This is a genomic window from Stenotrophomonas sp. GD03777 (genome assembly GCF_029842485.1).
Classification (GTDB): Bacteria; Pseudomonadota; Gammaproteobacteria; order Xanthomonadales; family Xanthomonadaceae; genus Stenotrophomonas; species Stenotrophomonas sepilia.
This window is the reverse complement of record NZ_JAOCGL010000009.1, coordinates 25,427-46,191: the sequence shown is the minus strand read 5'-3', so window position 1 is coordinate 46,191 and position 20,765 is coordinate 25,427. Positions and strand designations below refer to the sequence as shown.

At 65.0% G+C, this 20,765-nt stretch carries 39 protein-coding genes; 27 read left to right on the top strand and 12 right to left on the bottom strand.

What is annotated here, in order from left to right; translation table 11 throughout:
• The first annotated feature begins 11 nt into the window (after window positions 1-11).
• Window positions 12-326 (top strand): hypothetical protein, encoded by a 315-nt coding sequence (locus N5E02_RS04140; protein WP_279945884.1) that lies wholly within the window; start codon window positions 12-14, stop codon window positions 324-326.
• Window positions 327-396: 70 nt separating this feature from the next.
• Here N5E02_RS04140 and N5E02_RS04135 read toward each other — a convergent pair whose 3' ends face one another.
• The 11 genes from N5E02_RS04135 to N5E02_RS04085 form a co-directional block, all read right to left on the bottom strand.
• Entirely contained in the window at window positions 397-933 is a 537-nt protein-coding gene (locus N5E02_RS04135) for an HNH endonuclease signature motif containing protein (RefSeq protein WP_279945883.1), read from the bottom strand.
• Window positions 930-1,859: a hypothetical protein gene (locus N5E02_RS04130; RefSeq protein ID WP_279945882.1), complete on the bottom strand. Its 930-nt coding sequence runs from the start codon at window positions 1,857-1,859 to the stop codon at window positions 930-932. The genes N5E02_RS04135 and N5E02_RS04130 overlap by 4 nt, the downstream gene beginning before the upstream one ends.
• On the bottom strand, window positions 1,856-2,068 hold the full coding sequence (locus tag N5E02_RS04125; protein ID WP_279945880.1) for a hypothetical protein: 213 nt from the start codon (window positions 2,066-2,068) through the stop codon (window positions 1,856-1,858). Before N5E02_RS04125 ends, N5E02_RS04130 begins: the two co-directional genes overlap by 4 nt.
• A gap of 3 nt (window positions 2,069-2,071) precedes the next feature.
• A complete protein-coding gene (locus tag N5E02_RS04120) occupies window positions 2,072-2,455 on the bottom strand; it encodes a hypothetical protein (protein ID WP_279945879.1) in 384 nt (127 codons plus the stop codon).
• A gap of 91 nt (window positions 2,456-2,546) precedes the next feature.
• Window positions 2,547-2,789: a hypothetical protein gene (locus N5E02_RS04115; protein WP_279945878.1), complete on the bottom strand. Its 243-nt coding sequence runs from the start codon at window positions 2,787-2,789 to the stop codon at window positions 2,547-2,549.
• Window positions 2,789-3,118 carry a hypothetical protein gene (locus N5E02_RS04110; protein ID WP_065185286.1) on the bottom strand — a complete coding sequence of 110 codons (330 nt, stop codon included), beginning with the start codon at window positions 3,116-3,118 and terminating at the stop codon, window positions 2,789-2,791. The genes N5E02_RS04115 and N5E02_RS04110 overlap by 1 nt, the downstream gene beginning before the upstream one ends.
• Entirely contained in the window at window positions 3,115-3,333 is a 219-nt protein-coding gene (locus N5E02_RS04105; protein ID WP_279945876.1) for a hypothetical protein, read from the bottom strand. The genes N5E02_RS04110 and N5E02_RS04105 overlap by 4 nt, the downstream gene beginning before the upstream one ends.
• Window positions 3,330-3,545: a hypothetical protein gene (locus N5E02_RS04100; protein ID WP_279945875.1), complete on the bottom strand. Its 216-nt coding sequence runs from the start codon at window positions 3,543-3,545 to the stop codon at window positions 3,330-3,332. Before N5E02_RS04100 ends, N5E02_RS04105 begins: the two co-directional genes overlap by 4 nt.
• Entirely contained in the window at window positions 3,542-3,730 is a 189-nt protein-coding gene (locus tag N5E02_RS04095) for a hypothetical protein (RefSeq protein ID WP_279945874.1), read from the bottom strand. The genes N5E02_RS04100 and N5E02_RS04095 overlap by 4 nt, the downstream gene beginning before the upstream one ends.
• A 151-nt stretch (window positions 3,731-3,881) precedes the next feature.
• Window positions 3,882-4,223 (bottom strand): hypothetical protein, encoded by a 342-nt coding sequence (locus tag N5E02_RS04090; RefSeq protein ID WP_235649313.1) that lies wholly within the window; start codon window positions 4,221-4,223, stop codon window positions 3,882-3,884.
• Window positions 4,165-4,662 carry a helix-turn-helix transcriptional regulator gene (locus N5E02_RS04085; protein WP_180890396.1) on the bottom strand — a complete coding sequence of 166 codons (498 nt, stop codon included), beginning with the start codon at window positions 4,660-4,662 and terminating at the stop codon, window positions 4,165-4,167. Before N5E02_RS04085 ends, N5E02_RS04090 begins: the two co-directional genes overlap by 59 nt.
• A gap of 81 nt (window positions 4,663-4,743) precedes the next feature.
• Between N5E02_RS04085 and N5E02_RS04080 the strand changes: the two genes are divergently transcribed.
• The 9 genes from N5E02_RS04080 (at window position 4,744) to N5E02_RS04040 (ending at window position 9,198) form a co-directional block, all read left to right on the top strand.
• On the top strand, window positions 4,744-5,175 hold the full coding sequence (locus N5E02_RS04080) for a YdaS family helix-turn-helix protein (protein ID WP_164283408.1): 432 nt from the start codon (window positions 4,744-4,746) through the stop codon (window positions 5,173-5,175).
• A 109-nt stretch (window positions 5,176-5,284) separates the two neighbouring features.
• Complete coding sequence (locus N5E02_RS04075; protein WP_262090414.1) at window positions 5,285-5,815, top strand: phage regulatory CII family protein; 531 nt, start codon at window positions 5,285-5,287, stop codon at window positions 5,813-5,815.
• The gene (locus N5E02_RS04070; protein ID WP_279945872.1) at window positions 5,812-6,123 is read left to right on the top strand and encodes a winged helix-turn-helix domain-containing protein; all 312 of its coding nucleotides are present in this window, start codon (window positions 5,812-5,814) and stop codon (window positions 6,121-6,123) included. The genes N5E02_RS04075 and N5E02_RS04070 overlap by 4 nt, the downstream gene beginning before the upstream one ends.
• Before the next feature lies 1 nt (window position 6,124).
• The gene (locus N5E02_RS04065) at window positions 6,125-7,015 is read left to right on the top strand and encodes a helix-turn-helix domain-containing protein (RefSeq protein WP_279945871.1); all 891 of its coding nucleotides are present in this window, start codon (window positions 6,125-6,127) and stop codon (window positions 7,013-7,015) included.
• Window positions 7,005-7,667 carry a hypothetical protein gene (locus N5E02_RS04060; RefSeq protein WP_279945870.1) on the top strand — a complete coding sequence of 221 codons (663 nt, stop codon included), beginning with the start codon at window positions 7,005-7,007 and terminating at the stop codon, window positions 7,665-7,667. Before N5E02_RS04065 ends, N5E02_RS04060 begins: the two co-directional genes overlap by 11 nt.
• On the top strand, window positions 7,664-7,858 hold the full coding sequence (locus N5E02_RS04055) for a hypothetical protein (RefSeq protein ID WP_005418745.1): 195 nt from the start codon (window positions 7,664-7,666) through the stop codon (window positions 7,856-7,858). Before N5E02_RS04060 ends, N5E02_RS04055 begins: the two co-directional genes overlap by 4 nt.
• Window positions 7,858-8,223 carry a Ref family protein gene (locus N5E02_RS04050; RefSeq protein ID WP_262091485.1) on the top strand — a complete coding sequence of 122 codons (366 nt, stop codon included), beginning with the start codon at window positions 7,858-7,860 and terminating at the stop codon, window positions 8,221-8,223. Before N5E02_RS04055 ends, N5E02_RS04050 begins: the two co-directional genes overlap by 1 nt.
• Entirely contained in the window at window positions 8,220-8,423 is a 204-nt protein-coding gene (locus N5E02_RS04045) for a hypothetical protein (protein WP_279945869.1), read from the top strand. Before N5E02_RS04050 ends, N5E02_RS04045 begins: the two co-directional genes overlap by 4 nt.
• 76 nt (window positions 8,424-8,499) lie before the next feature.
• A complete protein-coding gene (locus tag N5E02_RS04040) occupies window positions 8,500-9,198 on the top strand; it encodes a hypothetical protein (protein ID WP_279945868.1) in 699 nt (232 codons plus the stop codon).
• 102 nt (window positions 9,199-9,300) lie between these two features.
• On the opposite strand, the gene N5E02_RS04035 is transcribed toward N5E02_RS04040, so the two are convergent.
• Complete coding sequence (locus N5E02_RS04035) at window positions 9,301-9,840, bottom strand: hypothetical protein (protein ID WP_164283391.1); 540 nt, start codon at window positions 9,838-9,840, stop codon at window positions 9,301-9,303.
• A 73-nt stretch (window positions 9,841-9,913) separates the two neighbouring features.
• Here N5E02_RS04035 and N5E02_RS04030 point away from each other — a divergent pair, with 73 nt between their 5' ends.
• The 17 genes from N5E02_RS04030 to N5E02_RS03950 all read left to right on the top strand — a co-directional run bounded on the left by N5E02_RS04030 (window position 9,914) and on the right by N5E02_RS03950 (window position 20,720).
• A complete protein-coding gene (locus N5E02_RS04030) occupies window positions 9,914-10,402 on the top strand; it encodes a glycoside hydrolase family 104 protein (protein WP_279945867.1) in 489 nt (162 codons plus the stop codon).
• Entirely contained in the window at window positions 10,399-10,713 is a 315-nt protein-coding gene (locus N5E02_RS04025) for a hypothetical protein (RefSeq protein WP_279945866.1), read from the top strand. Before N5E02_RS04030 ends, N5E02_RS04025 begins: the two co-directional genes overlap by 4 nt.
• The gene (locus N5E02_RS04020) at window positions 10,710-11,180 is read left to right on the top strand and encodes a lysis system i-spanin subunit Rz (protein WP_053497188.1); all 471 of its coding nucleotides are present in this window, start codon (window positions 10,710-10,712) and stop codon (window positions 11,178-11,180) included. The genes N5E02_RS04025 and N5E02_RS04020 overlap by 4 nt, the downstream gene beginning before the upstream one ends.
• 121 nt (window positions 11,181-11,301) lie before the next feature.
• Window positions 11,302-11,889, top strand: a complete 588-nt coding sequence (locus N5E02_RS04015) for a hypothetical protein (RefSeq protein ID WP_053497189.1) — start codon at window positions 11,302-11,304, stop codon at window positions 11,887-11,889.
• 98 nt (window positions 11,890-11,987) lie between these two features.
• Window positions 11,988-12,350, top strand: a complete 363-nt coding sequence (locus N5E02_RS04010; RefSeq protein WP_279945865.1) for a DUF1064 domain-containing protein — start codon at window positions 11,988-11,990, stop codon at window positions 12,348-12,350.
• 162 nt (window positions 12,351-12,512) lie between these two features.
• Window positions 12,513-12,776 carry a hypothetical protein gene (locus tag N5E02_RS04005; protein ID WP_279945864.1) on the top strand — a complete coding sequence of 88 codons (264 nt, stop codon included), beginning with the start codon at window positions 12,513-12,515 and terminating at the stop codon, window positions 12,774-12,776.
• Window positions 12,776-13,174 (top strand): HNH endonuclease signature motif containing protein, encoded by a 399-nt coding sequence (locus tag N5E02_RS04000; protein ID WP_279945863.1) that lies wholly within the window; start codon window positions 12,776-12,778, stop codon window positions 13,172-13,174. The genes N5E02_RS04005 and N5E02_RS04000 overlap by 1 nt, the downstream gene beginning before the upstream one ends.
• Before the next feature lie 78 nt (window positions 13,175-13,252).
• Window positions 13,253-13,633 carry a hypothetical protein gene (locus N5E02_RS03995; RefSeq protein WP_279945862.1) on the top strand — a complete coding sequence of 127 codons (381 nt, stop codon included), beginning with the start codon at window positions 13,253-13,255 and terminating at the stop codon, window positions 13,631-13,633.
• Window positions 13,634-13,636: 3 nt separating this feature from the next.
• Window positions 13,637-15,307, top strand: coding sequence for a terminase TerL endonuclease subunit (locus N5E02_RS03990; RefSeq protein ID WP_279945861.1), 1,671 nt, complete (start codon window positions 13,637-13,639; stop codon window positions 15,305-15,307).
• Window positions 15,307-16,611: a phage portal protein gene (locus tag N5E02_RS03985; protein WP_279945860.1), complete on the top strand. Its 1,305-nt coding sequence runs from the start codon at window positions 15,307-15,309 to the stop codon at window positions 16,609-16,611. Before N5E02_RS03990 ends, N5E02_RS03985 begins: the two co-directional genes overlap by 1 nt.
• A gap of 1 nt (window position 16,612) precedes the next feature.
• Window positions 16,613-17,335: a head maturation protease, ClpP-related gene (locus tag N5E02_RS03980; RefSeq protein ID WP_279945859.1), complete on the top strand. Its 723-nt coding sequence runs from the start codon at window positions 16,613-16,615 to the stop codon at window positions 17,333-17,335.
• Between the two features lie 68 nt (window positions 17,336-17,403).
• Window positions 17,404-18,648: a phage major capsid protein gene (locus N5E02_RS03975; protein WP_099605632.1), complete on the top strand. Its 1,245-nt coding sequence runs from the start codon at window positions 17,404-17,406 to the stop codon at window positions 18,646-18,648.
• 57 nt (window positions 18,649-18,705) lie between these two features.
• Complete coding sequence (locus tag N5E02_RS03970) at window positions 18,706-19,110, top strand: hypothetical protein (protein WP_111008123.1); 405 nt, start codon at window positions 18,706-18,708, stop codon at window positions 19,108-19,110.
• Window positions 19,111-19,113: 3 nt separating this feature from the next.
• Window positions 19,114-19,536 (top strand): head-tail connector protein, encoded by a 423-nt coding sequence (locus tag N5E02_RS03965; protein WP_049450655.1) that lies wholly within the window; start codon window positions 19,114-19,116, stop codon window positions 19,534-19,536.
• Window positions 19,533-19,865 carry a phage head closure protein gene (locus N5E02_RS03960; protein WP_111008122.1) on the top strand — a complete coding sequence of 111 codons (333 nt, stop codon included), beginning with the start codon at window positions 19,533-19,535 and terminating at the stop codon, window positions 19,863-19,865. Before N5E02_RS03965 ends, N5E02_RS03960 begins: the two co-directional genes overlap by 4 nt.
• Entirely contained in the window at window positions 19,858-20,361 is a 504-nt protein-coding gene (locus N5E02_RS03955) for an HK97-gp10 family putative phage morphogenesis protein (RefSeq protein WP_279945857.1), read from the top strand. The genes N5E02_RS03960 and N5E02_RS03955 overlap by 8 nt, the downstream gene beginning before the upstream one ends.
• Complete coding sequence (locus tag N5E02_RS03950; RefSeq protein WP_111008120.1) at window positions 20,358-20,720, top strand: DUF3168 domain-containing protein; 363 nt, start codon at window positions 20,358-20,360, stop codon at window positions 20,718-20,720. The genes N5E02_RS03955 and N5E02_RS03950 overlap by 4 nt, the downstream gene beginning before the upstream one ends.
• Window positions 20,721-20,765 lie beyond the last annotated feature (45 nt).

Below are 20,765 nucleotides of genomic sequence, written 5' to 3'. Positions count from 1 at the left end.
GCAGCTCCCAATTGACGGAGCAGCGTCCTGTCTGGATCAATGCTGGCATTTGTGCCTACTGGGGAAATCCAATGCAGTGTCTTGAGCTGATCGGTTGGGGCCTGATGTCCGTTTCTGCAATTTTGCTCGGGGTAACTGCGCAGGCTGGGGTTACCCTTATGCCGGACGGAAGCGTGGTTATGGGAAACGCCAAAGCGAAATCCCCTGAGCATGGCAGAGCACTCAACAGGAGGCGCTACCGCTGGCAGAAATACGGCAGTGCGGCCGGATGGATCGCTTTTGGCATCGGATCCGTTTGTCAGCTTTTGGTTGTGCTGCTGAAGTAGCGCGCAACCTCGCCCGGCATGAGCATTGGGGCCGGCGATGCCACGCGTCAGTGAGATGGTGAGCAGCTGGTCAGCCATTGTGTTGACTCCGGATTTGGATCCGCCTTGACTCGGTGTTGCGGAACGGACCGTGGATTTCGGCAGCTGCCTGGCAGTAGGCAGCGTGGGCTTCGTTCTTGTCGTGGAAGTAGCCGACGTGGATAGTGCGCTTGCCCTTCATGATCTTTGCCCTCCATCGACCCATTTGAGGAACCCAATAAACCCCGCGCAATCCAGACCGACCCGGACGGGACTTTGCGCTACTTTGGTTCTCGCTGTTGTTCGCCAGTCTTAGGTTCACCGGCCGGTTGTCAGTCTTGATCCCGTTGATGTGGTCGATCTGCATTCCATCTGGCGGCCAGTAGCCGGTGTGCAGTGCCCACGCCACCCGATGGGCGGCCAGCTTCACTTGATCCACCTCCAAACGGACGTACCGGTTGCGGTCGTGCCAGCCAGCCACATCGCCAGGCTTCGCGCCGTTGGGCCGTTCAACCAACCAATGCAGAAGTCCGGTATCCACGTCCAGCCTCAGCAGCGACCGCAAACGCTCCAATGGGACCTTGTTCACTTGGCACCTACGGGCGGGGCGGCGTAGAGCGCCATCGAATCCCATTTCTCTGCGTTGAAGTCGCAGTCGTACATGGGCGATAAGCCGAATTCAACCCGGCCTGTTGCTTTGTGAGTGTGCATCCACGCCGCCGGCACCCCCACCGGCTGCGCGGGCGGGGCGGCGTCGTACTCCGCAAGCGCTGCTCGCAGTTCATCCCCAATGCCGCGCAGGGTGTACCACTCAGCACCGGAATCAGTCTCGAAGTCGAGGCTGTATCCCTGCGCCTCCAGCTCTGCATGGCGTCGATCCCACCATGCTCGCCCTGTGCCGTCCCCATCACGCTGGTAGCTTAGTTCAACCGACTCCGGCAGCGCGGCGCGCTCGCGCAACAGGCGCACCAGCTTTTCGCCCACCGGCTCCCCCACCGGCTGGCGGGCGGCGAGGGCTTCTCGCAGCTCGGCGATGGCCGCAAGGATCGGCTCAGCGCCACCCTGTTCCGGATCGCAGCCCAGTTCTCGCGAAACCTCAGCCAGTGCGGCGCAGGCGTCTACGAACATGCGCTCGTAGTTCAATCCCCCCTGACCACCCGGGGAGGGCTGGGCGGATAGTTCGCTCAGCACTTGAGCTGCAATGCGGCAGTCACGGGCGCGGTCAGCCCACTCGGCAAGCCCGGTTGGCATGTAGGTGCTGAGCCGGTGTGCAACCTCGCCGATGCTGCCGGATAGCCATTTCAGATCAACGTCGCCGTGATATGCCACCTGCGAGGGCTGGGCGGGAATGATCGCGTCGTGCAGCTCCATGGCCTGCTGGCTGTAGCCGATGCCGTGAGTGCCGGCGTTGTATGCGTCGCCCAGCAGGTCGTGCGCGCGGTCGTACAGCACAGTGGCCAGCCTCACCGTCCCACCGGGCTGCACGTCCGCCAGGGTCTTCTTGTCGTTGCTCATGCCTGCATTTCCTTGCTGTTGGTGGAGCGCGCGCCGCGCGCCCTGGCTTCAAGTTGTTCGGCCACGCCGAGGTAGTAGGCATGCCGTTCCAGACGGATCGATTCGGGGAACTGGAAGTGCCTCAGCGACTCTTCCGCCTGCACGCGCCAGGCGGCTGCCTCGCGCGCTGGGTCGTCGTCGAAAATGTCCATCTGGACCGGCTTGGCCATGGGTCAGTGCTTGTCCACGGCGCGGTGGCGGCTGTAGCCGACGCCTTCGATCGGGATGCCACACCAGGTGAGCGTGGCGCCCGGGATTGGCTCGGGCTTCGCTTCGCGCCATGGCTGCTTCGACCCGGCCTTGCGCGCCCGCATCCATGCTGCCTTGGCTTCATCACGATGAGGCTTCTGCATGCGGGCGAGGATCCGGCGCACACAGTGCTTCAGGTCTGACGCCTGCACGACGATGCGCGGTGGCCGCTGGCCCTTGGCGGTGGTGTAGCCCTCAACGAACCCGGCAACCTGCTCGCGGATCAGTTCAACTCGGAGGAGTTCGCCGTTCTCCTTCTTGGCAAACTCGGGTTCGTGCTGGAAATCGACAACGACTGAATCGGTCATGGCGGATCTCGATGTGGAATGGGTTGCCGGCTGCTGGAACCCGGCCGGCGCGGGTTCCCTGCGCTACAGGGGGAGAGCGCAGGGCAGGGGGTCAGTGGGTGTCGTCAGCGATCAGCGACGCGCGTTGTCGTTCATTGCTGCGGCGCTGCATTTCGGCCTTGAACGCTGGCCAGCTGGTGTGGAGGTCTTCCCAGCAGCGCCATCCGAAGAACAGGGCGCCGATGGCGCAGGCGAGGGCGACTGCGTCGACCTGGTTGCGCAGCGCCCAAGCGAGCAGGGCGAGCAGCAGGCCGATGACGACGGCGCAGTAGAAGGGCAGGGCCAGGTGGCGCATCACTCCGCCCCGCACAGGAAGCCCGGGCTGGCTTCTTCCAGCCACGTCCGCATGGTGGTCATTTCGCCGGTCGGCTGTTCGTCTTCGCCGAATTCGGGGATCGACCGATCCAGCTCCGCGGCGGACACCTCGCGGGGATAGCCGTCATCGCAGGGATCGCCCATGTCTTCCTCATACAGACGGGCGGCATCTTCGGGCGTAGCGGCGGCGTAGATGGTCGGCATGTCGTCGACATAGAAGGCTTTCAGCTGGGTCATGGGGATTGCTCCTGGCGGGGTGATGGGCGGGATGCCTACGGCCATGGCGGCGAAGAAGTCGTGGTCGGTCACGCGAAACTGCCATCGGCTGCAGTGGCCACCGGTTCGCGGTAGCGCCTGGGGAACCAATCGCAGTACGTGTCGGTGGGGGTGTGCCCGAAGATCAAGCAGCACCTGTGCACGTGGATGCAGTCGCCACATGTCTTTCCCTTGGGCAGTTCCATGCAGGTGGCGTCGCTGCAGGCTTTGTCGGTGTAGCAGCCGTGCTTATGGCTGGTGGCGCTCATGCAGCACCTGCCTGTGCGCGCGCTGCACGGCGGACGGAGGCGACGGCACCTGCTGCGCTCTGGCCGTGCCGCAGGACGGCATTGGCGGCGATGCTGGAAGCGATGACGACCTGGTAGGGGAGGAGGCCCCAACGGCGCCCGGCACGGGCGACGATGCCGGCTGCTGCAGCGGCGCGCTGAGCGTTGGAGTGGTGGGCGACGACGGCGCTCATGCGGCGGCCGCCGTACAGCTGCGCAGTTCCAGCGCAGCCTGCTGAATATCAAGAGCGAGGCGATCAGCCTCCTCCTGCTCAACGTACAGGCTGGCGGCGCCTACCTTGATGGCGACCATGCCGACTGCGGGCATTGCTACTACGGAAGGCGGCGCCTTGCTGACGCCGAGGGACAGGGTTGCCATTGCTTGATCTCCTGCGCCGGCCCCGGGGTGGGGCGCTGTTGAAGGGCGGAGATAAGATCACACAATGTGATTGTTAGTGCAACACGCAACGTGATGTTCGGTCATGCAAATTCTGAACGCCTCTGATCTCGTTCAGAATTTGGCGGTCGGGCTAGTCGAACGTGTGCCGGATCAAGCCAGCATCTTCAAAAGAAACATCGTCCCTGATGCATTCCCGAGCGCGATCGAGCGCGCGGTGCAGTTCGATCAGATCCTCGTCGCCGAGGTCATCAATAGAGGCGTGCCCTAGGGTTGCTTGGTCGATGATCAGTTGTACCCCAAAGGGGCGATATGTCTTGGCAAGGCTGCGGATCATCCGCAGATGACTCTCTCGGGCGACCGCATCGAAGTGCGTCGACCTCTTGCCCACAACCGCGCGGAGCGCGGGCTTCCTATCAGGCGCGGCGCTTATCCGTTCGACCAGCTTGTGCAGCAGCGCGTCCGTTTTGCTCATTTCTTACAGCTCCCCTTTGTGAATCGCGCTTTTCGCGCCATGCAGCAAAATCCACCAAGTTGCGCTGATCTGCAGGTCGCTCATCCGACAGGATCCACTCGTACACGTCGGCAAACAGATCTGCCTCGGACTCAATGTCGAAAGCTTTTCCAAGCGTGCCGAACGCCTTGTCCAGGAACCGGTGGGTTTCGGCAAGGATTGCAGGATCCGGTCGCGGGGACTGAGACGCCGGGGCCTCCCCGAAAAGGGACGCGATGCTGACCCCAAGCGCGGCAGCTAACAGGGGCACTTCCGAAACCTTGGGCTCGCGCGCGCTGGCGGCCGACGACTCGTAGTTGGCAATACGACTCTGCCCCGACCAGCCGCACGCGAGTGCCAAGGCTTCTTGGGTCATGCCAGCCTTGAGCCGGGCGGCGCGGAGGTTGTCGGAGAAGGCCATACCGGAATTCTTCACGGTATGTGATAAGTCGCTAACACGAAATGTGTTGCGTGGAGGATCACGATATGTGATTCTCCGTGAATGGACGCACTCGACAGAGCCGTGAAAGCCGCCGGCGGGGTCACATCCCTTGCCTCCCATCTTGGTGTTCGCCAGAGCGCTGTCAGCAATTGGCGCTCGCGGGGGCGCGTGCCCCCAGCCATGGCGATCCCCATCGAATCGGTCACGGGCGTCTCGCGCCATGACCTCTGCCCGGAAATCTTCGGCCCCTTCGCCGGGCTGGCCCCAGTCACGAAGCGTGATCTTCTCGCCAAGCTCGGTCTGTCCAATGACGCACATCTTGCGGTCGTGCTGGCGTTGCCTGCGGACCGCGTCGCCGCTTGGGAGTTGGACGCAGCTGTGCCTGCCTTGCCCAGCGTTCTCGCCGTCCTGGGCCCCGCAGTTGGCGCTCCTTCGCCCTGCGTCGATACGGACCCCGACGTTGGCCGCATCGGCCCTGTCGACACCGCCTGAAAGGCCCTCCCTGGCCGTCGTCCCTGAATTGTTGATCTCCATGGCGTCCATCGTGCGCCACCCGGGCCCAGCCCGAAACCTTGAAACACAGCCTTCTCCAAGGTGACCCATGACCTGCCGCACATCTGCTCTCAACTGGCTCGACGTTCTCTACAACTCCGTGCGTAAAACGCCCGGTGGTGTTGCGGATGCGGCCGCATTCCTGGCCGACCGCCGCGGCAAGTCCATGCACCCGGAGACGCTGCGCGCGAAGCTGCGCGGGCTGGAGGGTGAATCGGTAACGCTGGAAATCGCCGAACTGCTGACCGAGTGGATGCAGGAGAAGGCAGGCGGCAGCGATTACGCCCTGGACTGGATGCAGGCGCTGGCCGGGCAGTTCGGCATGGCCGTGGCCACCGTTCCGCCCCCGCCGGAGGGTGGCTGGTCGGACGAGATTGGCGCCATTCAGACGAAGCTGCTGGAGATCACCACGCGGGTGGGACGACTGTCGGGCACTGCGGTGGATGCGATGGCCGACCGACATATCGACAGCGACGAAGCCAAGCTGATGGTGGAAGAGGCCAACTCGCTGATCACCATGGCGCACCGGCTGATCCGCAACGTGTCGCGCGCTGCAGCAAAGGGGAGGGCGCGTCGATGAACCACCCGGCCCGCTCCACCGATCCCCAGTCCAGTCACATCGCCGCCGCCGCGCTCGCTGAAAGCGGCGCGCTGCGTGTCCAGCACGCCAAGACCGAGGCTACGGTGATCCGCCACCCTGGCCAGAGCAGCCTGCACCTGTCGACGCTGACTGGCCTTGACCGCCACATGTTGGGCCGCCGACTGCCTGAGCTGGCCCGCGAGGGCCGCATTTGGCGCGGCCCGACCGCGCCGTGCGCCACCACCGGCAAGCCCGCATGCACCTGGTGGCCGGTTGCGCCGGGCGAGAACCTGACGCTGGGGCTCTGACATGTCGACCATCATCATGTCGCAGTGCTGGCCGCTGCAGGGCCTGAGCGTCACGCAGAAGGCTGTGTTGATCTCGCTGGCTGATCAGGCGAACGACGACGGCGTGTGCTGGCCGGCGGTGGGCACCATCGCCGCGCGCTGCTGCATGTCGGCGCGCGCTGTGCGTACGGCAATGGATCATCTGGAGGCCGTCGGCCTGCTGACCCGTGACCGCCGGTTCAACAGCAGCACGGTCTATAAGGTCACCCCGGCCAACTTCGACAAGGCCGCTGCGCCGTCGAAGGCTGGCCGCAAGTCAGGAAAAGCCGGTACTGCACCGGGCGCAGGGGCTGCGCCCCATGCAGGGGGTGCGCTCGCTGCACGAGGGGATGCGCCCCATGCAGGGGGGGATGCACCGGGCGCAGGTCTAGGGGTGCGCCCCGTGCCGCCTAACCGTCATATAACCCTCAATGAACCGTCAGGAGAACCGTCATTTCCGGCGGGCCTGCCGGCCGCGCCGCTGGCGGTGGATTCCGAAACCGACCTGCAGGCCGCGTGCCGTGCCACCTGGGCGGCCTACGCCAGTGCCTACCGTGACCGCCACGGTGTGGCACCGGTGCGCAACGCCAAGGTGAACAGCAACGTCCGGCAGATCGTGCAGCGGCTCGGCCACGGCGAGGCCCCGCTGGTGGCCGCGTGGTTCCTGACCGTCAACGAGCGCTACGTGGTGCAGAACATGCACGACCTGGGCGCGCTGCTGGCGAAGTGCGAGGCATACCGCACGCAGTGGGCCACCGGCCGTCAGGTCACCGAAGAGGCCGCGCGGCAGACCGACAAGACGCAGACCAACCTCGGCGCCGCCGACGCGGCCAAGGCTCTGCTGGCACAGCGGAGGGCGGCACATGCTGGGTAATCAGGAGCAGGATCGGCTGGTCGATCTGCTGGTGGCCACCGCCGAGGTGATTGGCGACCAGCTCAGCCCGAACGCAGCCGCCTACATGGTTTCGGATCTGGCGCAGTACCCGCTGCCGATGCTGGAGCGCGCGCTGGCGTCGTGCCGCCGGGAGCTGAAGGCGCGGCTTTCGCTGGCGGCGATCCTTGAACGCATCGAGGACGGCCACCCGGCACCGAATGAGGCTTGGGCCAACGCGATCCGCGCCGCCGACGAAGGTGCGACCGTGGTGTGGACTGAGCAGACCCGCGATGCGTGGGCGGCGGCGCTGCCGCTGGTGCAGGCGGGCGACAAGATCGCTGCCCGGCCGGCATTCCTGGAGGTCTACACGCGGCTGGTGAAGGAAGCGCGCGCTGCGCACCGGGTCGCCACCTATCAGCTGTCCCTTGGCGGCGACGTTTCCGGTCGGGATAGCGTCCTGCGAGAGGCGGTGGCCGCTGGCCAGCTCATGAAGGAGCAGGTGGAGGAGTACTTGGCCCTTCCGCCCGCCACCCCGGCCTTCGACCCGGTGGCGCTGCTGGCCGGAACGGTTGAGGCATCGCCGACAGCGGACGACCGGACCCGTGCGCACCTGGCCGACATCGTGGCGCTGCTGGAGGGCAAAGCCGCATGAGCCCCGATCACTTCAACGTCGAAGTGCGCCCTGTGAGCGAGCCGGTGGCCGAGGCGGGCTGGTATCTGGCCTACGGCTACGGGATCAAGCCGCTGGTGGTCTACGCGACGCGCGGGATGACTGTCTGGCGCGACGGCATGCGGCGGATCCCGATCACCCGCTATGCGGGCCCAATCCCGGAGCTGCGCTGATGTGGTCGAACGCACCGCCGCCGACCGAGGCGGAGGCAGCACGCATCGAACTGGCGAAGACCGGGCCGTGCATGGCATGCCTCGTTCGCTACGCGCAGGGACTGATGGCGAAGAAGCACGTGATCTACGGCTGCGAATACAACCACGCCAAGTCGGGAAACATCCGGCGCGGCCATTTCTTCGGCTACGCGTTGTGCCAGTGGCATCACCAGCGCTACCGAACCGAACACATGACGCAGAAGCAAATGGTGGCCCGCTGGGGCCCACCGCTGCACTGGTCCAAGAGATTCCACGAGGCGTTCGGATCCGACGACGACTTGATCGCACAGCAGACCTACATCAACGAACTGAGGGCGGCAGCATGAAGAAGACGAAGGCCATGGCGCCGAAGATCAACCCCCAGCGTGCGCCCCGCGATCGGCGGATGGACCACAACACGGTGTCCCGGCCCAAGCGAGTCAAGGCACGTGTGCTCGCCGATGGCCCGGTTGAGACGGTGGAGCAGTTCGAGGAACGCGGAGGGCAGGTGCAGCGCCTGTCGGCCAGCTGGGACCGTGCGGCGTGACAGGTGCCGCAATAGAAGACAACCAAGCGCGATCACGCGCTGCACGAGCAAACCACCAAGGGGAAGGCGCATGGGAATGAACGAGGCACGCGAACTGCTGTCGAGCCGGACGGGGCCGAGGACACTGAGCTTCGACGGAAGCATCAGCGGACCGAGCACTGAGGAAATCTTGGCCGCCTTGGCGTACGTCCCGGCTGGTCTTGGTCGCGAACTGCTGGAGGCGCTGTGGTGGCCGGAGAGTGGTCAGCGGAGACGCGAACAGCTGCGCCAGGCGGTCATCTCCCTGGTCGCGCCCGAGTTCACCCGCCAGATGCACGCTCTTGCCGACGCCCGTACTGACTACGGCATCGCCAAGGCCAGCATGGGCTGGTGCGGCGGGTCGATTACGGAGGCACAGCGGCGCGAGCTGCTCCGTACGGAAAAGGCTCTGGACGACGCGCGCGCTGCGGCCTGGCCGAACAACACGATGGAACAGTTGGGAGTACTGGCCGGGGCGGTGATCGCTGAAATGGCCGGCGCGCGCCAGTGCGCGCACTGCGATGGCAAGAGGTTTCTGCGGGGCCAGCGCGTAGCAGGTGTAGTGAACTGCGTCGAGTGCGGTGGTAGCGGGTATGAGCCGCTGAGCGGTCGTAAGCGCGCCGCCGCGATCGGGGCCGACTGGTCGGCATACAGCCGGTTCTGGCGCCCGGTGTACGAGTGGATGCTGTGCAGCTTCCGTGCTGCCGAGGCGCGCGCTGCAAGGAAGTTCAATAGGGCTCTTTCCAAGGCTGCATAGCGATGACTTCCTAGGTCATCGGAAACGGGTGCAATCTTCCCAGCATCCAGACGCAAGCCCCGGCCAAGCCGGGGCTTCTTTTTCTGGAGTTGGGCCCTGGGATCAATGACTCGCCCAAGTGCTGTAGATGTACCATCCGATAAGCCACAGGCCGGATCCGAATCCGAGTGCGACGGTTGGTACGAGGATGAACAGCCACGTCCTGTGTGCGCGGCGATTGAAGTCCGTTATCGAAGCCTTGAACTGAGCTACGCCCGCAGGCGAGGGGTCTCTATTTAGGCGTTGATTCGCTAGTTGAACTGCGAATCCCCTCCGTACCGACATGTAGACCTCATAGCCGATGTAGCAGAGCAAGGACAGTAGGAAAAGCGTGCCGATCCACGCGTGGTGTGGCTGGGGTATCACCTGAGCAGACTTACCCCAGAAGGTTAAGAAGCCGGCGTAGCCCGCCGCTACGATCAGCTTGGTGTAAGCCTCATTGGCTGATCGTTCCTTGTCCATCAGCTTGTTGAGCGCCTCGGTCTCCTTCTCCGACTCGGCGGTGCGTTGGTGGTTCTGCAGGCTTTCAAGGCCCTTTTCCAACGCCCCTAAACGGCGCTGCGTAAGTTGCTCGGTGTATCGGGCTTCCGGCGATTGATTCATATGCCCCCCTGGCTGGTTTGTCCGCTGATTATGCGCAAATCCCCGCCAATTACTGAACTTAAGGACATTCTCAATGGCTGAGATCACTCGCCAAGAGGCTGGCGGCGTGAACGTCGTGGCCTTCCTCGACATGCTTGCCTGGTCCGAAGGTACGGACAACGGTAAGCAGCCCACCAAGGACCGCGGCTATGACGTGATCGTTGGCGGGCAATTGTTCAAGAGCTACGCCGACCATCCGCGCGTGCTGGTGGACCTGCCGAAGCTCAAGATCCAGTCGACCGCAGCCGGCCGCTACCAGCTGCTGCGCCGCTACTACGACGCTTACAAAAAGACGCTCGGCCTGAAGGACTTCTCGCCTCTGAGCCAGGACCTGATTGCGTTGCAGCAAATCCGGGAGCGCCGCGCGCTGCCGCTGATCCAGGCGGGCAAGATCGAGGACGCCATCAAGGCCGTCCGCAAGATCTGGGCGAGCCTGCCCGGCGCGGGCTACGGCCAGCACGAACACAAGCTTGCCGACCTGTTGGCGGTTTACCGCAAGGCCGGCGGGACGGTGGCGCCATGATCGGGGTCGACGTGGATTGGCAGGCAATCGGCACCGCCGTCGGCGGCCTGATGGTTGGGGCTGGCGGTGTGGCGCTGTGGTGGCGCAAGCAGTTCGTAGAGACAGCCAGAGAAGGGGCCGAGGTCAACGTGATCCAGCTGATGCGCGAGGAAGTGACCCGGCTGGGCGAACGGGTTGGTCGCATGGAGGCCAGGGAGCTTTGCCTGATCCGCCACATTTACCGGCTGGAAGGGTTGATGCGCGCGGCCGGCCTGGAGCCGCCGCCGTTTGACCCGGACAGCGACACCATCAGGGCAGGAGGGTCCGAATGAACCGGATCACCATCGCGGTTGCTGCCTTCGTTCTGTGGTCAGGTGCAATGTTCGGTGCTGGCTGGGCCTGGCGTGGCGACCGGGCCGATGCCAGCGACGCCACCCTGCGCGCCGCCGGCGCATCGGCAGTCGCCGACCAGGTGAACCAGACCCGTGCCACCGAGCAGAGCAAGGCTCTGCAGCTGGCCGACATTGGAGCTAAGCATGAAGAAGACCGCACTGCGGCCGCGACCGTCCCCGCTGCTGTTGTGGCTGACCTGCGCGCTGGGCGTCTCCAGTTGCGCGACGACCTCGCCACCTGCCACACCGCTCGCCTGTCCGAAGCTGCCGCCGGCGCCGCCGAACGTGATGCGCGAGCCGAATTACGTCCAGAGGTTGTCGGAGCTGCTGTTCAGATCGTCACCGACGCCGACGACCAGCTCCGAGCATGCCAAGCAGTGATCCGGGTGGATCGCGATCAGCACTGACCGAAATCTGGAGTCAACTTTTATCTGAGGGCCGCCTTGAGCGGCCCTCTGCCGTTTTGGTGCCTCGGATAGGCCGTTGCACCGACTACCGCCGCAAAGGCAACAACTAAGGAGCAATTCAATGAGCAAGAACGAACACAAGGACGACTACATGATGCAGCGCGCAGGCGGTGGCACGATCGATCAGCCGATGGACGATAGTGGCTGGCAGGTCAGCGGCAGCGTCGTGAACGAAAATGGGCGCCCCGTGGGTGCGAGCTTCACCGGCAACATCGACGGCACCGCCGTCAGCGGTGAGGTAAAGACGGGCAATGCGCAGGTCAAGGTGGGCGAGAACGACTCGTTCCTGAATCTGAAGTACCAGAACGAACGCGTCACTGGTACGGTCGGCTACGGCGTGGGTAACGAAGAGGCCCGACTGACCGGCACCTTCGACAGCAACGGCAAGCTGTCTGGCTCCGCCAAGGTCCAGTTCAAGAACACCGCGATCGACATCTCCCCTGCAAGTGCCGGCATCACGTATGACTTCGGCGGTGGTTGGTCCGGAAGCGTCCGACAGGAGTTCGGCGGTGGCATGGGAATCCAGTTCTCCGGCGGCTCGTCCTTTGGTGGTGGCAGCAGCTTCAGCCTGAGCCTGGGCGCTTCGGGGGGCGGTGGCGGCTCGTGGGGCGTGAATGCCAAGTTCCAGCTGATCGTGCTGACGAACTAAGGCCAGGCCCGGCCAGCGAAAGCGCTGGCCGGGCATCTACTTCTGGCGTGTCCAAGCGCCTCAGCAATGCAGGTGACAGATTCCGAGGTGCTTCGTCGATGGGACGAACTAACGGGGTGGAGCGCCGCATGCTGGCGCTTGGCCGGCTGCGGACCGGCGAGATGAACAAGACCGAGGCTGCGTATGCCGCGCGGCTGCGTGCGCTGCAGGCTGCGGGCGAGGTCCAGTGGCACCGGTTCGAGGGCATGAAGCTGCGCCTGGCCGACAACACGTTCTACACCCCGGACTTTGCGGTCATGGCTGCCGATGGCGTCATGGAGTGCCACGAGGTGAAGGGGCACTGGCAGGACGATGCCAGGGCCAAGATCAAGATTGCCGCGGCCATGTACCCGTTCCGCTTCATTGCGGTGAAGGTCAGGCCCAAGCGCGACGGCGGTGGCTGGGAAGTGGAGGAGTTCTGATGCTCGCGACAGTGACTGCATCGGTCCGCTTGCGCTGGTGGCTGCGGTGGTATCTGGCTGCCGTGGTGTGGTTTGCCCGGGCCACGGGCATGGAACCGGACTGGGATCGGGTCGAGTGGTGGATACGCCGCGGCCTGGTGCTGCGAACGACGAGGGTTGGTGATGGACGCTGCACGGATTGAAGAGGTGGCGCGCGCTGCGGCTGTCACGGCCCTGGCGGGGCTGATTGAGAGCAGCGCCGACAGCCGTATCGACCGACTGGTCGGGATCATCGAGCAGCAGGGCAAGCAGATCGCCGAGCTGGCGATGCACATTGGCCTGCTGGTGCAGGCCGTGGCGCAGCTGCTGGGCGAGGAGGCCGGAACGCCGGTGCATGACGAAGGTGCCGAGCCGGAGCGAGTCGACCTGGACGGGAAGCCTTACTGATGCCAGCCCGGCCACCCCAGCACCGCGCGGCCGGCTGGCGCCCCTACAAGGAGACCACCGCCCAGGTCCGCAAGAGGCAGGCACGCCGCGCCCTGCCCACCAACTGCTCGCTGTGGCGCCGGCTTCGTGTGGTGGTGCTGGCTCGTGAACCGCTGTGCAGATGCTGCGCTGGGCAGGGCAGGGTGCGGCCGGCCACCGAGGTCGACCACATCGACGGAGACGACAGCAACAACGCCGACAGCAACCTGCAGCCGCTGTGCCGGCCGTGCCATAGCGCCAAGACGGCGCGGGAGAACGGCGGGTTCGGCAGGGATGCCCGCCCACACGGCGGAGCTGGACGAGCGGCGAGTTATCCACCGAAAGCTGAACAGAATGGGAGGGGGGAGGGTCAAAGTTGAGGGCCTTCCTCGCCCGATACGCGCGCCCCCCTTTCTTCTCGCGTCCGCAGAATTTGAATTTCAGAAATGGGAGGTCCGATGGCTCGCCATCGACAGCCGAGGGAACTGGCCGAGCTGAAGGGCGCGACCAAGAAGGATCCGCAGCGCTACAGGAACGAAGCGCCCAAGACGAATTCGCCATTGGGCAAGGCGCCGGCACATCTTCCGACCGAGGTCGCGGTGGTCTGGAAAGAGCTGGAGAAGTGCGCCTTGCCGGGCGTCCTGACCAGCGCCGACCGTTTCATCATGGAGGTGGCGTCATCGCTGCTTTCCGAATTCCGCACCAAACCCGGTGATTTCGTCGCGGCCAAGTACACCCACCTGATCGGCTGCCTGGCGCGCCTGGGCCTGACCCCGGCTGACCGCCAGAAGCTGGGGACCGAAAAGACCCCGGAGGGCAACCCATTCGACGAGTTCTGATCCATGACGCCGAGCGAATCAGCCAAGGCATACGCCAAGGGCGTCACGTCAGGAAAGATCCCCGCCGGCGAGTTCATCCGTCTGGCGTGCCAGCGGTTCCTGGATGACCTGAAGCGCAAGGGGGCCGACTGGCCCTACAAGTACGACGCCGAGAAGGCGGACCGCGCGGTGCGGTTCATGGAGAAGATGCCGCACACGAAAGGAAAGTGGGCGGCGCAGAAGCGCCTGCTGGTGCTGGAGCCCTGGCAGCACTTCATCGAGTGCAATCTGTTCGGCTGGGTTCACAAGAAGACCGCCCACCGGCGCTTCCGCCGTGCATATGAGGAAATCCCGCGCAAGAACGGTAAGTCCTTGCGACTGGCTGCCCGTGGCCTGTACCTGTTCTGCGCTGACGGCGAGGCGGGCGCGGAGGTCTACTCGGGCGCTACCAGCGAGAAACAGGCGTACGAGGTGTTCCGCCCGGCCTGGCAGATGGTCCAGAAACTGCCGGCGCTGCGCGCCCGCTTCGGTATCGAACAGGCAGGCAACCCGAAGAACCCGGGGCCGCTGTTCGTCATGGAGGACATGTCCAAGTTCGAGACGATGATCGGCAAGCCCGGCGACGGCTCTAGCCCGCACGCGGCGCTGGTGGACGAGTACCACGAACATGACGATGACCACATGGTCGACGCCATGGAAACCGGCATGGGCGCGCGCGAGCAACCCCTGCTGTCGATCATCACCACGGCAGGCACTAACCTTTCCGGCCCATGCTTCGAGATGCGGGGCGATGCCATCCGCATCCTGCGCGGCGAGGTGACCGACGAAACTGTGTTCGCGGCAATCTACTGCATTGACGAGGGCGATCGCTGGGACGATCCGGCGAGCCTGCGCAAGGCCAACCCGAACTACGGCGTTTCCGTGTTCGAGCAGTTCCTGCTCGACCAGCTCGCCAAGGCAAAGCGGTCGGCCAGCAAGCAGAGTGCGTTCCGTACCAAGCACCTGAATGACTGGGTCGGCGCCAAGCTGGCATGGATGAACATGCTGGCCTGGCAGCGGCAGAAACGACGGTTTGAGGTGTCGGACTTTGCGGGCTGTCCGTGCTGGGTGGGCGTCGATCTGGCATCCAAGCTGGACGTGGCTGCTGTGGTGCTGCTGTTCGAGAAGGGCGATAGCTACTACGTCATTCCCCGGTTCTACGTGCCGGAGTCGGCCGTGGAGGAAAACGAGAAGTACCAGCAGTTCCTGCTGGACGAGCTGATCGTGTCCACGCCCGGGAACATGACGGACTACGCGTTCATCGAAGAGGAGCTGAAAGAGCTTGCGGCACAGGGCGTCGACGTGCGGGACATTGCCTTTGACCCGGCGCAAGCGGCGTACCTGATGACGCGCCTTGAACAGGAAGGGCTGCCGACCGTGGAGATGGCGCAGTCGGTGCGCAATCTCTCCGAGCCCATGAAAGAAGTGGAGGCGCTCATCCTGTCGCGGCGCCTGTGGCACGACGGCAACGCGGCCATGACCTGGATGATGGGCAACGTAGTGGCGCGCGTGGATGCCAAGGAACACGTCTATCCCCGCAAGGAAAAGATGGAAAGCAAGATCGACGGCGCGGTGGCGCTAATCATGGCCATGGGCCGCGCCATGCAGGCGCGGGACACCGGCACAACCCAACAAGGCTTCGTGGTGATCGACTGATGTTCGGACTATTCGAGAAGAACCGGCGGGCCGACGCCCGCGACCGTATCGAGCCGACGATCAGCAACCTGGTCGACGGCGAGGTGATCCAGTCCTCCGACATGCGCATGTTCGAGGTGTTCGGGAATCCGACGACGGCCTCCGGAGCGGTGGTCAGCCCGGAATCGGCGATGCGGGTTTCGGCGGTGTTCGCTGCCGTTTCGCTGCTGGCCGGCGCGATCGCCCAGCTGCCGCTGCCTGTGTTCGAGCGGGTGGACGGCCATCGCAAGCGGGCGGAGCATGACTACTGGTGGCTGCTGAACGAGCAGTTCTCCTCCGGCTGGTCGAGCGCCACCGGCTGGGAATTCATCGTCGGCCAGATGCTGCTGCGCGGTGATGGCGTGGTGTACGTGACGCGCAACCGTGCCGGGGTGGCGACCGGGTTGATCCCCTGGCCACGCGACAGGGTGATGATCCTCAAGCAGGAGAAAGCCAGCCCACGGGAGCCGACACGCCTGCAGTACACGTTCCACGATGCGGACGGGTACTTCACCGTCGACCAGGACGACGTGCTCCATTTCCCCGGCTTCGGTTTCAACGGCGTGCACGGCATGTCGGTGATCCAGTGGGGCGCGCGGAACGGCATCGGCATCGCCATCCAAGGTGACGAGCACGCCGGCAAGTTCTTCAGCGAGGGCGGCAAGCCCGAAGTGGCCATCCGAACGCCCAACAAGATGACCAAGGAGCAGCAGGACGACTTCCGCGATGCCTGGGTCAAGAAGTACGGCGGGGTGCAGGGTAACCGTCGCATCCCGCTGGTACTGACCGAGGGGCTGGAGATTCACGAACTGACCATGTCAGCGGTCGACCAGCAGCTGCTGGAGTCCCGGCAGTGGCAGGTGATCGACGTGGCCCGTGCATTCGGTGTGCCGCCCCACATGATCGGCGAGACCAGCAAGGCCACCAGCTGGGGAACCGGCATCGAGAGCATGGGCATCGGCTTCGTGAAGTACACCCTGGGGCCGCACCTGAAGCGGATCAAGGACGAGCTGAATCGCAAGCTGTTCCGCACGCCGCGCTACTTCGTTGAGCACAACGTGGACATGTTCATGGCCGGCGACTCGAAGACCCAGGCCGAGTACTTCAGCAAGGCGCTGGGTGGCCCCGGTACGCAAGGCTGGATGGTCGTCAACGAGGTCCGCCGCCTCAAGAACCTGCCTCCCATTGAGGGCGGCGACAAGCTCTACCAACCGAAAGATCCCGCGCCGCCGGCGAAGCCGGACAGCGACGACCCTGAAAGGAACCCTGAAGATGCCGATTCCTAAGTTGCTGCAGCTGGCCAAGAACAACGCCGGCCAGTCCAAGCCCATCCGGGCGGAGACCGAAGGTAAGGAGGGGACCATCTACCTGCACGGCGTCATCGGCGGGTGGTGGGGCGATATTGACGAGACGATGTTTGCCCAGGCCATGGCCGGAATCGACGCGGACGTGATCCATCTGCGCATCGACTCGCCCGGCGGTGACGTGTTTGCGGCCCGATCGATGATGACCGCCATCGCCCAGCACAAGGCAACTGTCATCGCCCACATCGATGGCTTGGCTGCCTCGGCTATGACCGGGGTCTGCATGGCGTGCGACAAGGTCGAGATCAGCCAAGGTGGTGCGTTCATGATCCACAACGCATGGACCATCACGGTCGGCAACAAGGCCGACATGACCAAGACCGGTGAACTGCTGGCCAAGATCGATGCCGGCCTGGCCGGCGACTACACCCGCCGTACTGGGAAGGATCAGGCGCAGATCGTCCAGTGGATGGACGAAGAGACCTGGTTCACGGCCGACGAAGCCAAGGAACACGGCTTCGCAGACGAGGTGGTGGAGATCGTGGGCAAGAAGAAGGCATCCAACACCTGGGACCTGTCCGCCTACGACAACGCGCCTGCCGCACTGGCGAACCGCACCCCCGATCCCGACGACGGCGCCGCCGCCGCCGACCACAAGGCCAACCTGTCGCGCCGTCTGGCGCTGCTGGAACGCTCCGCTGCGTAAGCGACTCCCGCCCGCAGTTCATCCTGACCGCCGAAAGGCGGTTTTTTCTCGACACGAGGAAATCACCAATGCCCTTCAACATTCAGGCCGAGCGGGAGCGCCGCACCGCGCTGGCAAAGGAAACCCGCAATCTGCTGGATACCAGCACCGGCGACGGCAACAAGTGGACGCCGGAGAACCAGGCCAAGTACGACAACAACATCGCCGAGATCGAGCGCATCGACGCGGCGATCGAGCGTCATCAGAAGGTCATGGACCTGACGGCCGACGAGGCGCTGCGCGAACAGGGCGTGCGTGAGCACGACACTGCCAACCGCGGCGGTCGTGACCTCTCCAACGAGGAGCGCCTGTTCGACCGCTGGGCGCGTGGCGGTGACAGCGCCCTGAGCGCCGAGGACTGGAAGCAGGTCAACGCGGCCATGTCGGGCAATCCGGCCGTCAACCCGGAGCAGGGTGGCTACACCGTTCCGACTACGCTGGCCGAGCAGATCCTGGATGCCCTGAAGGCATTCGGCGGCATGCGCCAGGTGGCTGATGTGTTCAGCACTGCCGGCGGCGAGCCGATGCAGTACCCGACCAGCGATGGCACCTCCGAAGAGGGCGAACTGGTCGCTGAAAACCAGTCGGCGAACGACCAGGACGTGGCCTTCGGCACCAAGGGCCTGCAGGTGTACAAGTACAGCTCCAAGGTGGTGACCGTGCCGTGGGAGCTGCTGCAGGACAGCACGGCCGATATCGCCGGCTTCATCGAGAAGCGCTTGCAAACCCGCCTGGGCCGCGTCACCAACCGCCACTACTCCGTCGGCACCGGCGTTGGGCAGCCGATGGGCGCCTTTACTGCCGCGACGGTGGGCAAGATCGGCGCTGTCTCGGCGCTGCCGATCGTCACCTACGACGACCTGGTCGACCTGGAGCACAGCGTCGATCCGGCGTATCGCCAGCTGGCCAAGTGGATGTTCCACGACGACATGCTGAAGCTGATCCGCAAGGTGAAGGACGACCAGGGCCGGCCGATCTTCGTGCCGGGTTACGAGCAGGGCAATCCGGGCGGTGCGCCGGATCGTCTGCTGAACCGCGATATCCAGATCAACCAGCACGCTCCGGCTCCGGCCGCGGGCGCCACCTCGATCGCGTTCGGCGACTTCAGCTACTACAAGATCCGCGACGTGATGGCCGTGACCCTGTTCCGCTTCAACGACTCGGCCTACGTGAAGAAGGGCCAGGTGGGCTTCATGGCCTGGATGCGCTCCGGCGGCAACCTGGTCGACGTGGGCGGCGCGGTGAAGACCTTCAAGCACGGCGCTGCGGCTTAACCGCCTCGGCCCAAGAACGGAGGGACGCCCCAGCGTGGGCGTCCCTCGGAGACGATCATGGCAAAGCAGAAGAACACCTCCGCGCAGGCGGCCAGCGGTCCGGCCGACGCGCAGGAAGGGCCCGCTGGGGTAGTGGACGCAGCGGCTGGCCAGGGCGAGCAGGCGGACGCCGAAAGCCCCGAGGCTGACGCGGCGGCTGCCGCCGTTGAGCCGGAGACGGACGAGGGCGGAGACAGCCAGAGGCCCGAAACCGTGAAGGCGGACAACGACCTGCCGCCACCGGATAAAGAACCGGCTCCGCCGGAGGGCGAAACCGTGCCGGCGCTGGTGCTCAGTAACAACCACCTCGGGAAGGTTGGCCAGGTGATCCAGGTCAACGCGGCACACGTTGAGGCGCTGCGCCTTGGCGGGCTGATCGACCCCCACCCCAATGCCATCAAGTCGGCAACGCCGGAGGAATGACCCATGCTGCGCACGTTGACCCCGGCGGCAGAGGAACCCGTGTCGCTGAGCGAAGCGAAGGCGCACCTGGTAGTTATCCACGATGCCGACGACGCGCTGATCGGCGCCTTCATCACCGCCGCGCGTGAGTCGGTGGAGCGCACCACGGGGTATGCGTTGGCAGCAGCGACCTATGAGTGGACCCCGGTCGGCGAGGGCCGCTCTCCGCTGCCTATTGAGCCGGCGGCGCTCGACAGCGAGCCAGGCGCCTATCCGGTCAAGTTCACGACGACACCTGGCCCGCTTCCGGGGCCGTTGCGCGCGGCCGTACTGCTGTTGCTGGGTGACCTGTATGCCAACCGCGAGGCGGTGGTGGCTGGCTCGCAGTTGGCCGAGAACCCAACCCTGGACCGGCTGATGTTTCCCTACCGGCGGGTGCTGCCATGAGGCGGGCGGGCAAGTACCGGCATCGCATCGAGCTGCAGGACTACGGCCCGGTGCGTGATCCGCTCGGCGGGGACGTGAAGCAATGGCGTAGATGGCGGGCTGACGTGCCGGCAGAGGTGGTTCCGCTCTCGGGTCGGGAGTTCACCGCGGCCGCAGCCGAGCATGGAGAGGTGACTGCGCGCATCGAGATCCCTTACCTGCCCGGGGTAGTGCCGACCATGCGCGTGGTGTTCGACGGGCAGGTGTACGCGATTCGTGCGGTGCTGCCAGATGCGACAGCACGCGGGCATATCACGCTGATGGTCGATGCCGGGGTGTCCGATGGCTGAGCAAGTGAAGATCGACGGCCTGGACGGCCTCCTGCGCTCACTGCGGGAGGCGCCCAAGGCGATTCAAGGGCGAGCCGTGCAAGCCGGTATGCGCAAAGGTGGCAACGTCATCCGTGACGACGCCCGCCGCCGCGCCCCGAGAGCATCGCGGTTCATGGCCTCGCAGATCGTCACCCGCCGGGCCAACACCAAGAGCCGGCAGCGCGCAGGTGTAGGCCAGGGCGGCGAGTACTACACGGTCGGGGTTAAGACCGGTCGCCGGCGCAAGTACGCCAACACCAAGCGCAACCGGCGCCGCGGCCGCGTCGGGAAGGTTTATGAGGAGGCGGGCTGGGCCTATTACTGGCGCTTCAAGGAATTCGGCACCAGGAAGATGAGGGCCGAGCCGTTCCTCACGCCGGCAGGCGAGGCCAAGGGGCCGGAGGCGGCGCAGGTGATCATCAATGAAACCTGGGCGGCGCTCGACAAGCAGCTCAAGAAGGATGGCTGGCGATGATGGTTCCCCTGATCCAGTCCCTGCTGCAGGGTGATGCAGCGGTTCGGCACGTGCTGGGCGACCCGATCCGGTTGTGGCCGGGAACCGCGCCACAGGATGCAGCACTGCCCTACGCGACGTGGGAGGTGGTCGGCGGATCGCCCACCGCGATGCTGTCCGATGCGCCGCCGGCCGACGGCTGGCGAGTCCGATTAACCGTGTGGGGCAAAGCCATGACGCAGGCCAACGGCGCGGCCGTCGCCATCCGCGACGCGATCGAGCGCGTGGGCAGCATCGAGTCTTACAACCCGACGCCTGGCAGCGACGGCACGGACGCCTTTGGCATCTCCTTCGACGCCAGGCTCCTGCAACTGCGCTGAACCACACAACGGCAACCCACTGGCCCCGCAAGGGGCCTTTTTCAT

Bases quoted from the DNA above. Each gene is read 5' to 3' on its own strand.
- N5E02_RS03965 (WP_049450655.1), top strand. From the start codon at position 19,114: ATGCTGCGCACGTTGACCCCGGCGGCAGAGGAACCCGTGTCGCTGAGC.
- N5E02_RS03950 (WP_111008120.1), top strand. From the start codon at position 20,358: ATGATGGTTCCCCTGATCCAGTCCCTGCTGCAGGGTGATGCAGCGGTT.
- N5E02_RS04070 (WP_279945872.1), top strand. From the start codon at position 5,812: ATGAACCACCCGGCCCGCTCCACCGATCCCCAGTCCAGTCACATCGCC.
- N5E02_RS03955 (WP_279945857.1), top strand. From the start codon at position 19,858: ATGGCTGAGCAAGTGAAGATCGACGGCCTGGACGGCCTCCTGCGCTCA.
- N5E02_RS04100 (WP_279945875.1), bottom strand. From the start codon at position 3,545: ATGAGCGCCGTCGTCGCCCACCACTCCAACGCTCAGCGCGCCGCTGCA.
- N5E02_RS04005 (WP_279945864.1), top strand. From the start codon at position 12,513: ATGGACGCTGCACGGATTGAAGAGGTGGCGCGCGCTGCGGCTGTCACG.
- N5E02_RS04125 (WP_279945880.1), bottom strand. From the start codon at position 2,068: ATGGCCAAGCCGGTCCAGATGGACATTTTCGACGACGACCCAGCGCGC.
- N5E02_RS03990 (WP_279945861.1), top strand. From the start codon at position 13,637: ATGACGCCGAGCGAATCAGCCAAGGCATACGCCAAGGGCGTCACGTCA.
- N5E02_RS04130 (WP_279945882.1), bottom strand. From the start codon at position 1,859: ATGAGCAACGACAAGAAGACCCTGGCGGACGTGCAGCCCGGTGGGACG.
- N5E02_RS04035 (WP_164283391.1), bottom strand. From the start codon at position 9,840: ATGAATCAATCGCCGGAAGCCCGATACACCGAGCAACTTACGCAGCGC.
- N5E02_RS04090 (WP_235649313.1), bottom strand. From the start codon at position 4,223: ATGAGCAAAACGGACGCGCTGCTGCACAAGCTGGTCGAACGGATAAGC.
- N5E02_RS04055 (WP_005418745.1), top strand. From the start codon at position 7,664: ATGAGCCCCGATCACTTCAACGTCGAAGTGCGCCCTGTGAGCGAGCCG.
- N5E02_RS04085 (WP_180890396.1), bottom strand. From the start codon at position 4,662: ATGGCCTTCTCCGACAACCTCCGCGCCGCCCGGCTCAAGGCTGGCATG.
- N5E02_RS04020 (WP_053497188.1), top strand. From the start codon at position 10,710: ATGAACCGGATCACCATCGCGGTTGCTGCCTTCGTTCTGTGGTCAGGT.
- N5E02_RS03960 (WP_111008122.1), top strand. From the start codon at position 19,533: ATGAGGCGGGCGGGCAAGTACCGGCATCGCATCGAGCTGCAGGACTAC.
- N5E02_RS04120 (WP_279945879.1), bottom strand. From the start codon at position 2,455: ATGACCGATTCAGTCGTTGTCGATTTCCAGCACGAACCCGAGTTTGCC.
- N5E02_RS04065 (WP_279945871.1), top strand. From the start codon at position 6,125: ATGTCGACCATCATCATGTCGCAGTGCTGGCCGCTGCAGGGCCTGAGC.
- N5E02_RS04045 (WP_279945869.1), top strand. From the start codon at position 8,220: ATGAAGAAGACGAAGGCCATGGCGCCGAAGATCAACCCCCAGCGTGCG.
- N5E02_RS03970 (WP_111008123.1), top strand. From the start codon at position 18,706: ATGGCAAAGCAGAAGAACACCTCCGCGCAGGCGGCCAGCGGTCCGGCC.
- N5E02_RS04025 (WP_279945866.1), top strand. From the start codon at position 10,399: ATGATCGGGGTCGACGTGGATTGGCAGGCAATCGGCACCGCCGTCGGC.
- N5E02_RS04050 (WP_262091485.1), top strand. From the start codon at position 7,858: ATGTGGTCGAACGCACCGCCGCCGACCGAGGCGGAGGCAGCACGCATC.
- N5E02_RS04000 (WP_279945863.1), top strand. From the start codon at position 12,776: ATGCCAGCCCGGCCACCCCAGCACCGCGCGGCCGGCTGGCGCCCCTAC.
- N5E02_RS04080 (WP_164283408.1), top strand. From the start codon at position 4,744: ATGGACGCACTCGACAGAGCCGTGAAAGCCGCCGGCGGGGTCACATCC.
- N5E02_RS04040 (WP_279945868.1), top strand. From the start codon at position 8,500: ATGAACGAGGCACGCGAACTGCTGTCGAGCCGGACGGGGCCGAGGACA.
- N5E02_RS03975 (WP_099605632.1), top strand. From the start codon at position 17,404: ATGCCCTTCAACATTCAGGCCGAGCGGGAGCGCCGCACCGCGCTGGCA.
- N5E02_RS04075 (WP_262090414.1), top strand. From the start codon at position 5,285: ATGACCTGCCGCACATCTGCTCTCAACTGGCTCGACGTTCTCTACAAC.
- N5E02_RS04010 (WP_279945865.1), top strand. From the start codon at position 11,988: ATGGGACGAACTAACGGGGTGGAGCGCCGCATGCTGGCGCTTGGCCGG.
- N5E02_RS04105 (WP_279945876.1), bottom strand. From the start codon at position 3,333: ATGAGCGCCACCAGCCATAAGCACGGCTGCTACACCGACAAAGCCTGC.
- N5E02_RS04015 (WP_053497189.1), top strand. From the start codon at position 11,302: ATGAGCAAGAACGAACACAAGGACGACTACATGATGCAGCGCGCAGGC.
- N5E02_RS04115 (WP_279945878.1), bottom strand. From the start codon at position 2,789: ATGCGCCACCTGGCCCTGCCCTTCTACTGCGCCGTCGTCATCGGCCTG.
- N5E02_RS04060 (WP_279945870.1), top strand. From the start codon at position 7,005: ATGCTGGGTAATCAGGAGCAGGATCGGCTGGTCGATCTGCTGGTGGCC.
- N5E02_RS04030 (WP_279945867.1), top strand. From the start codon at position 9,914: ATGGCTGAGATCACTCGCCAAGAGGCTGGCGGCGTGAACGTCGTGGCC.
- N5E02_RS03985 (WP_279945860.1), top strand. From the start codon at position 15,307: ATGTTCGGACTATTCGAGAAGAACCGGCGGGCCGACGCCCGCGACCGT.
- N5E02_RS04095 (WP_279945874.1), bottom strand. From the start codon at position 3,730: ATGGCAACCCTGTCCCTCGGCGTCAGCAAGGCGCCGCCTTCCGTAGTA.
- N5E02_RS03995 (WP_279945862.1), top strand. From the start codon at position 13,253: ATGGCTCGCCATCGACAGCCGAGGGAACTGGCCGAGCTGAAGGGCGCG.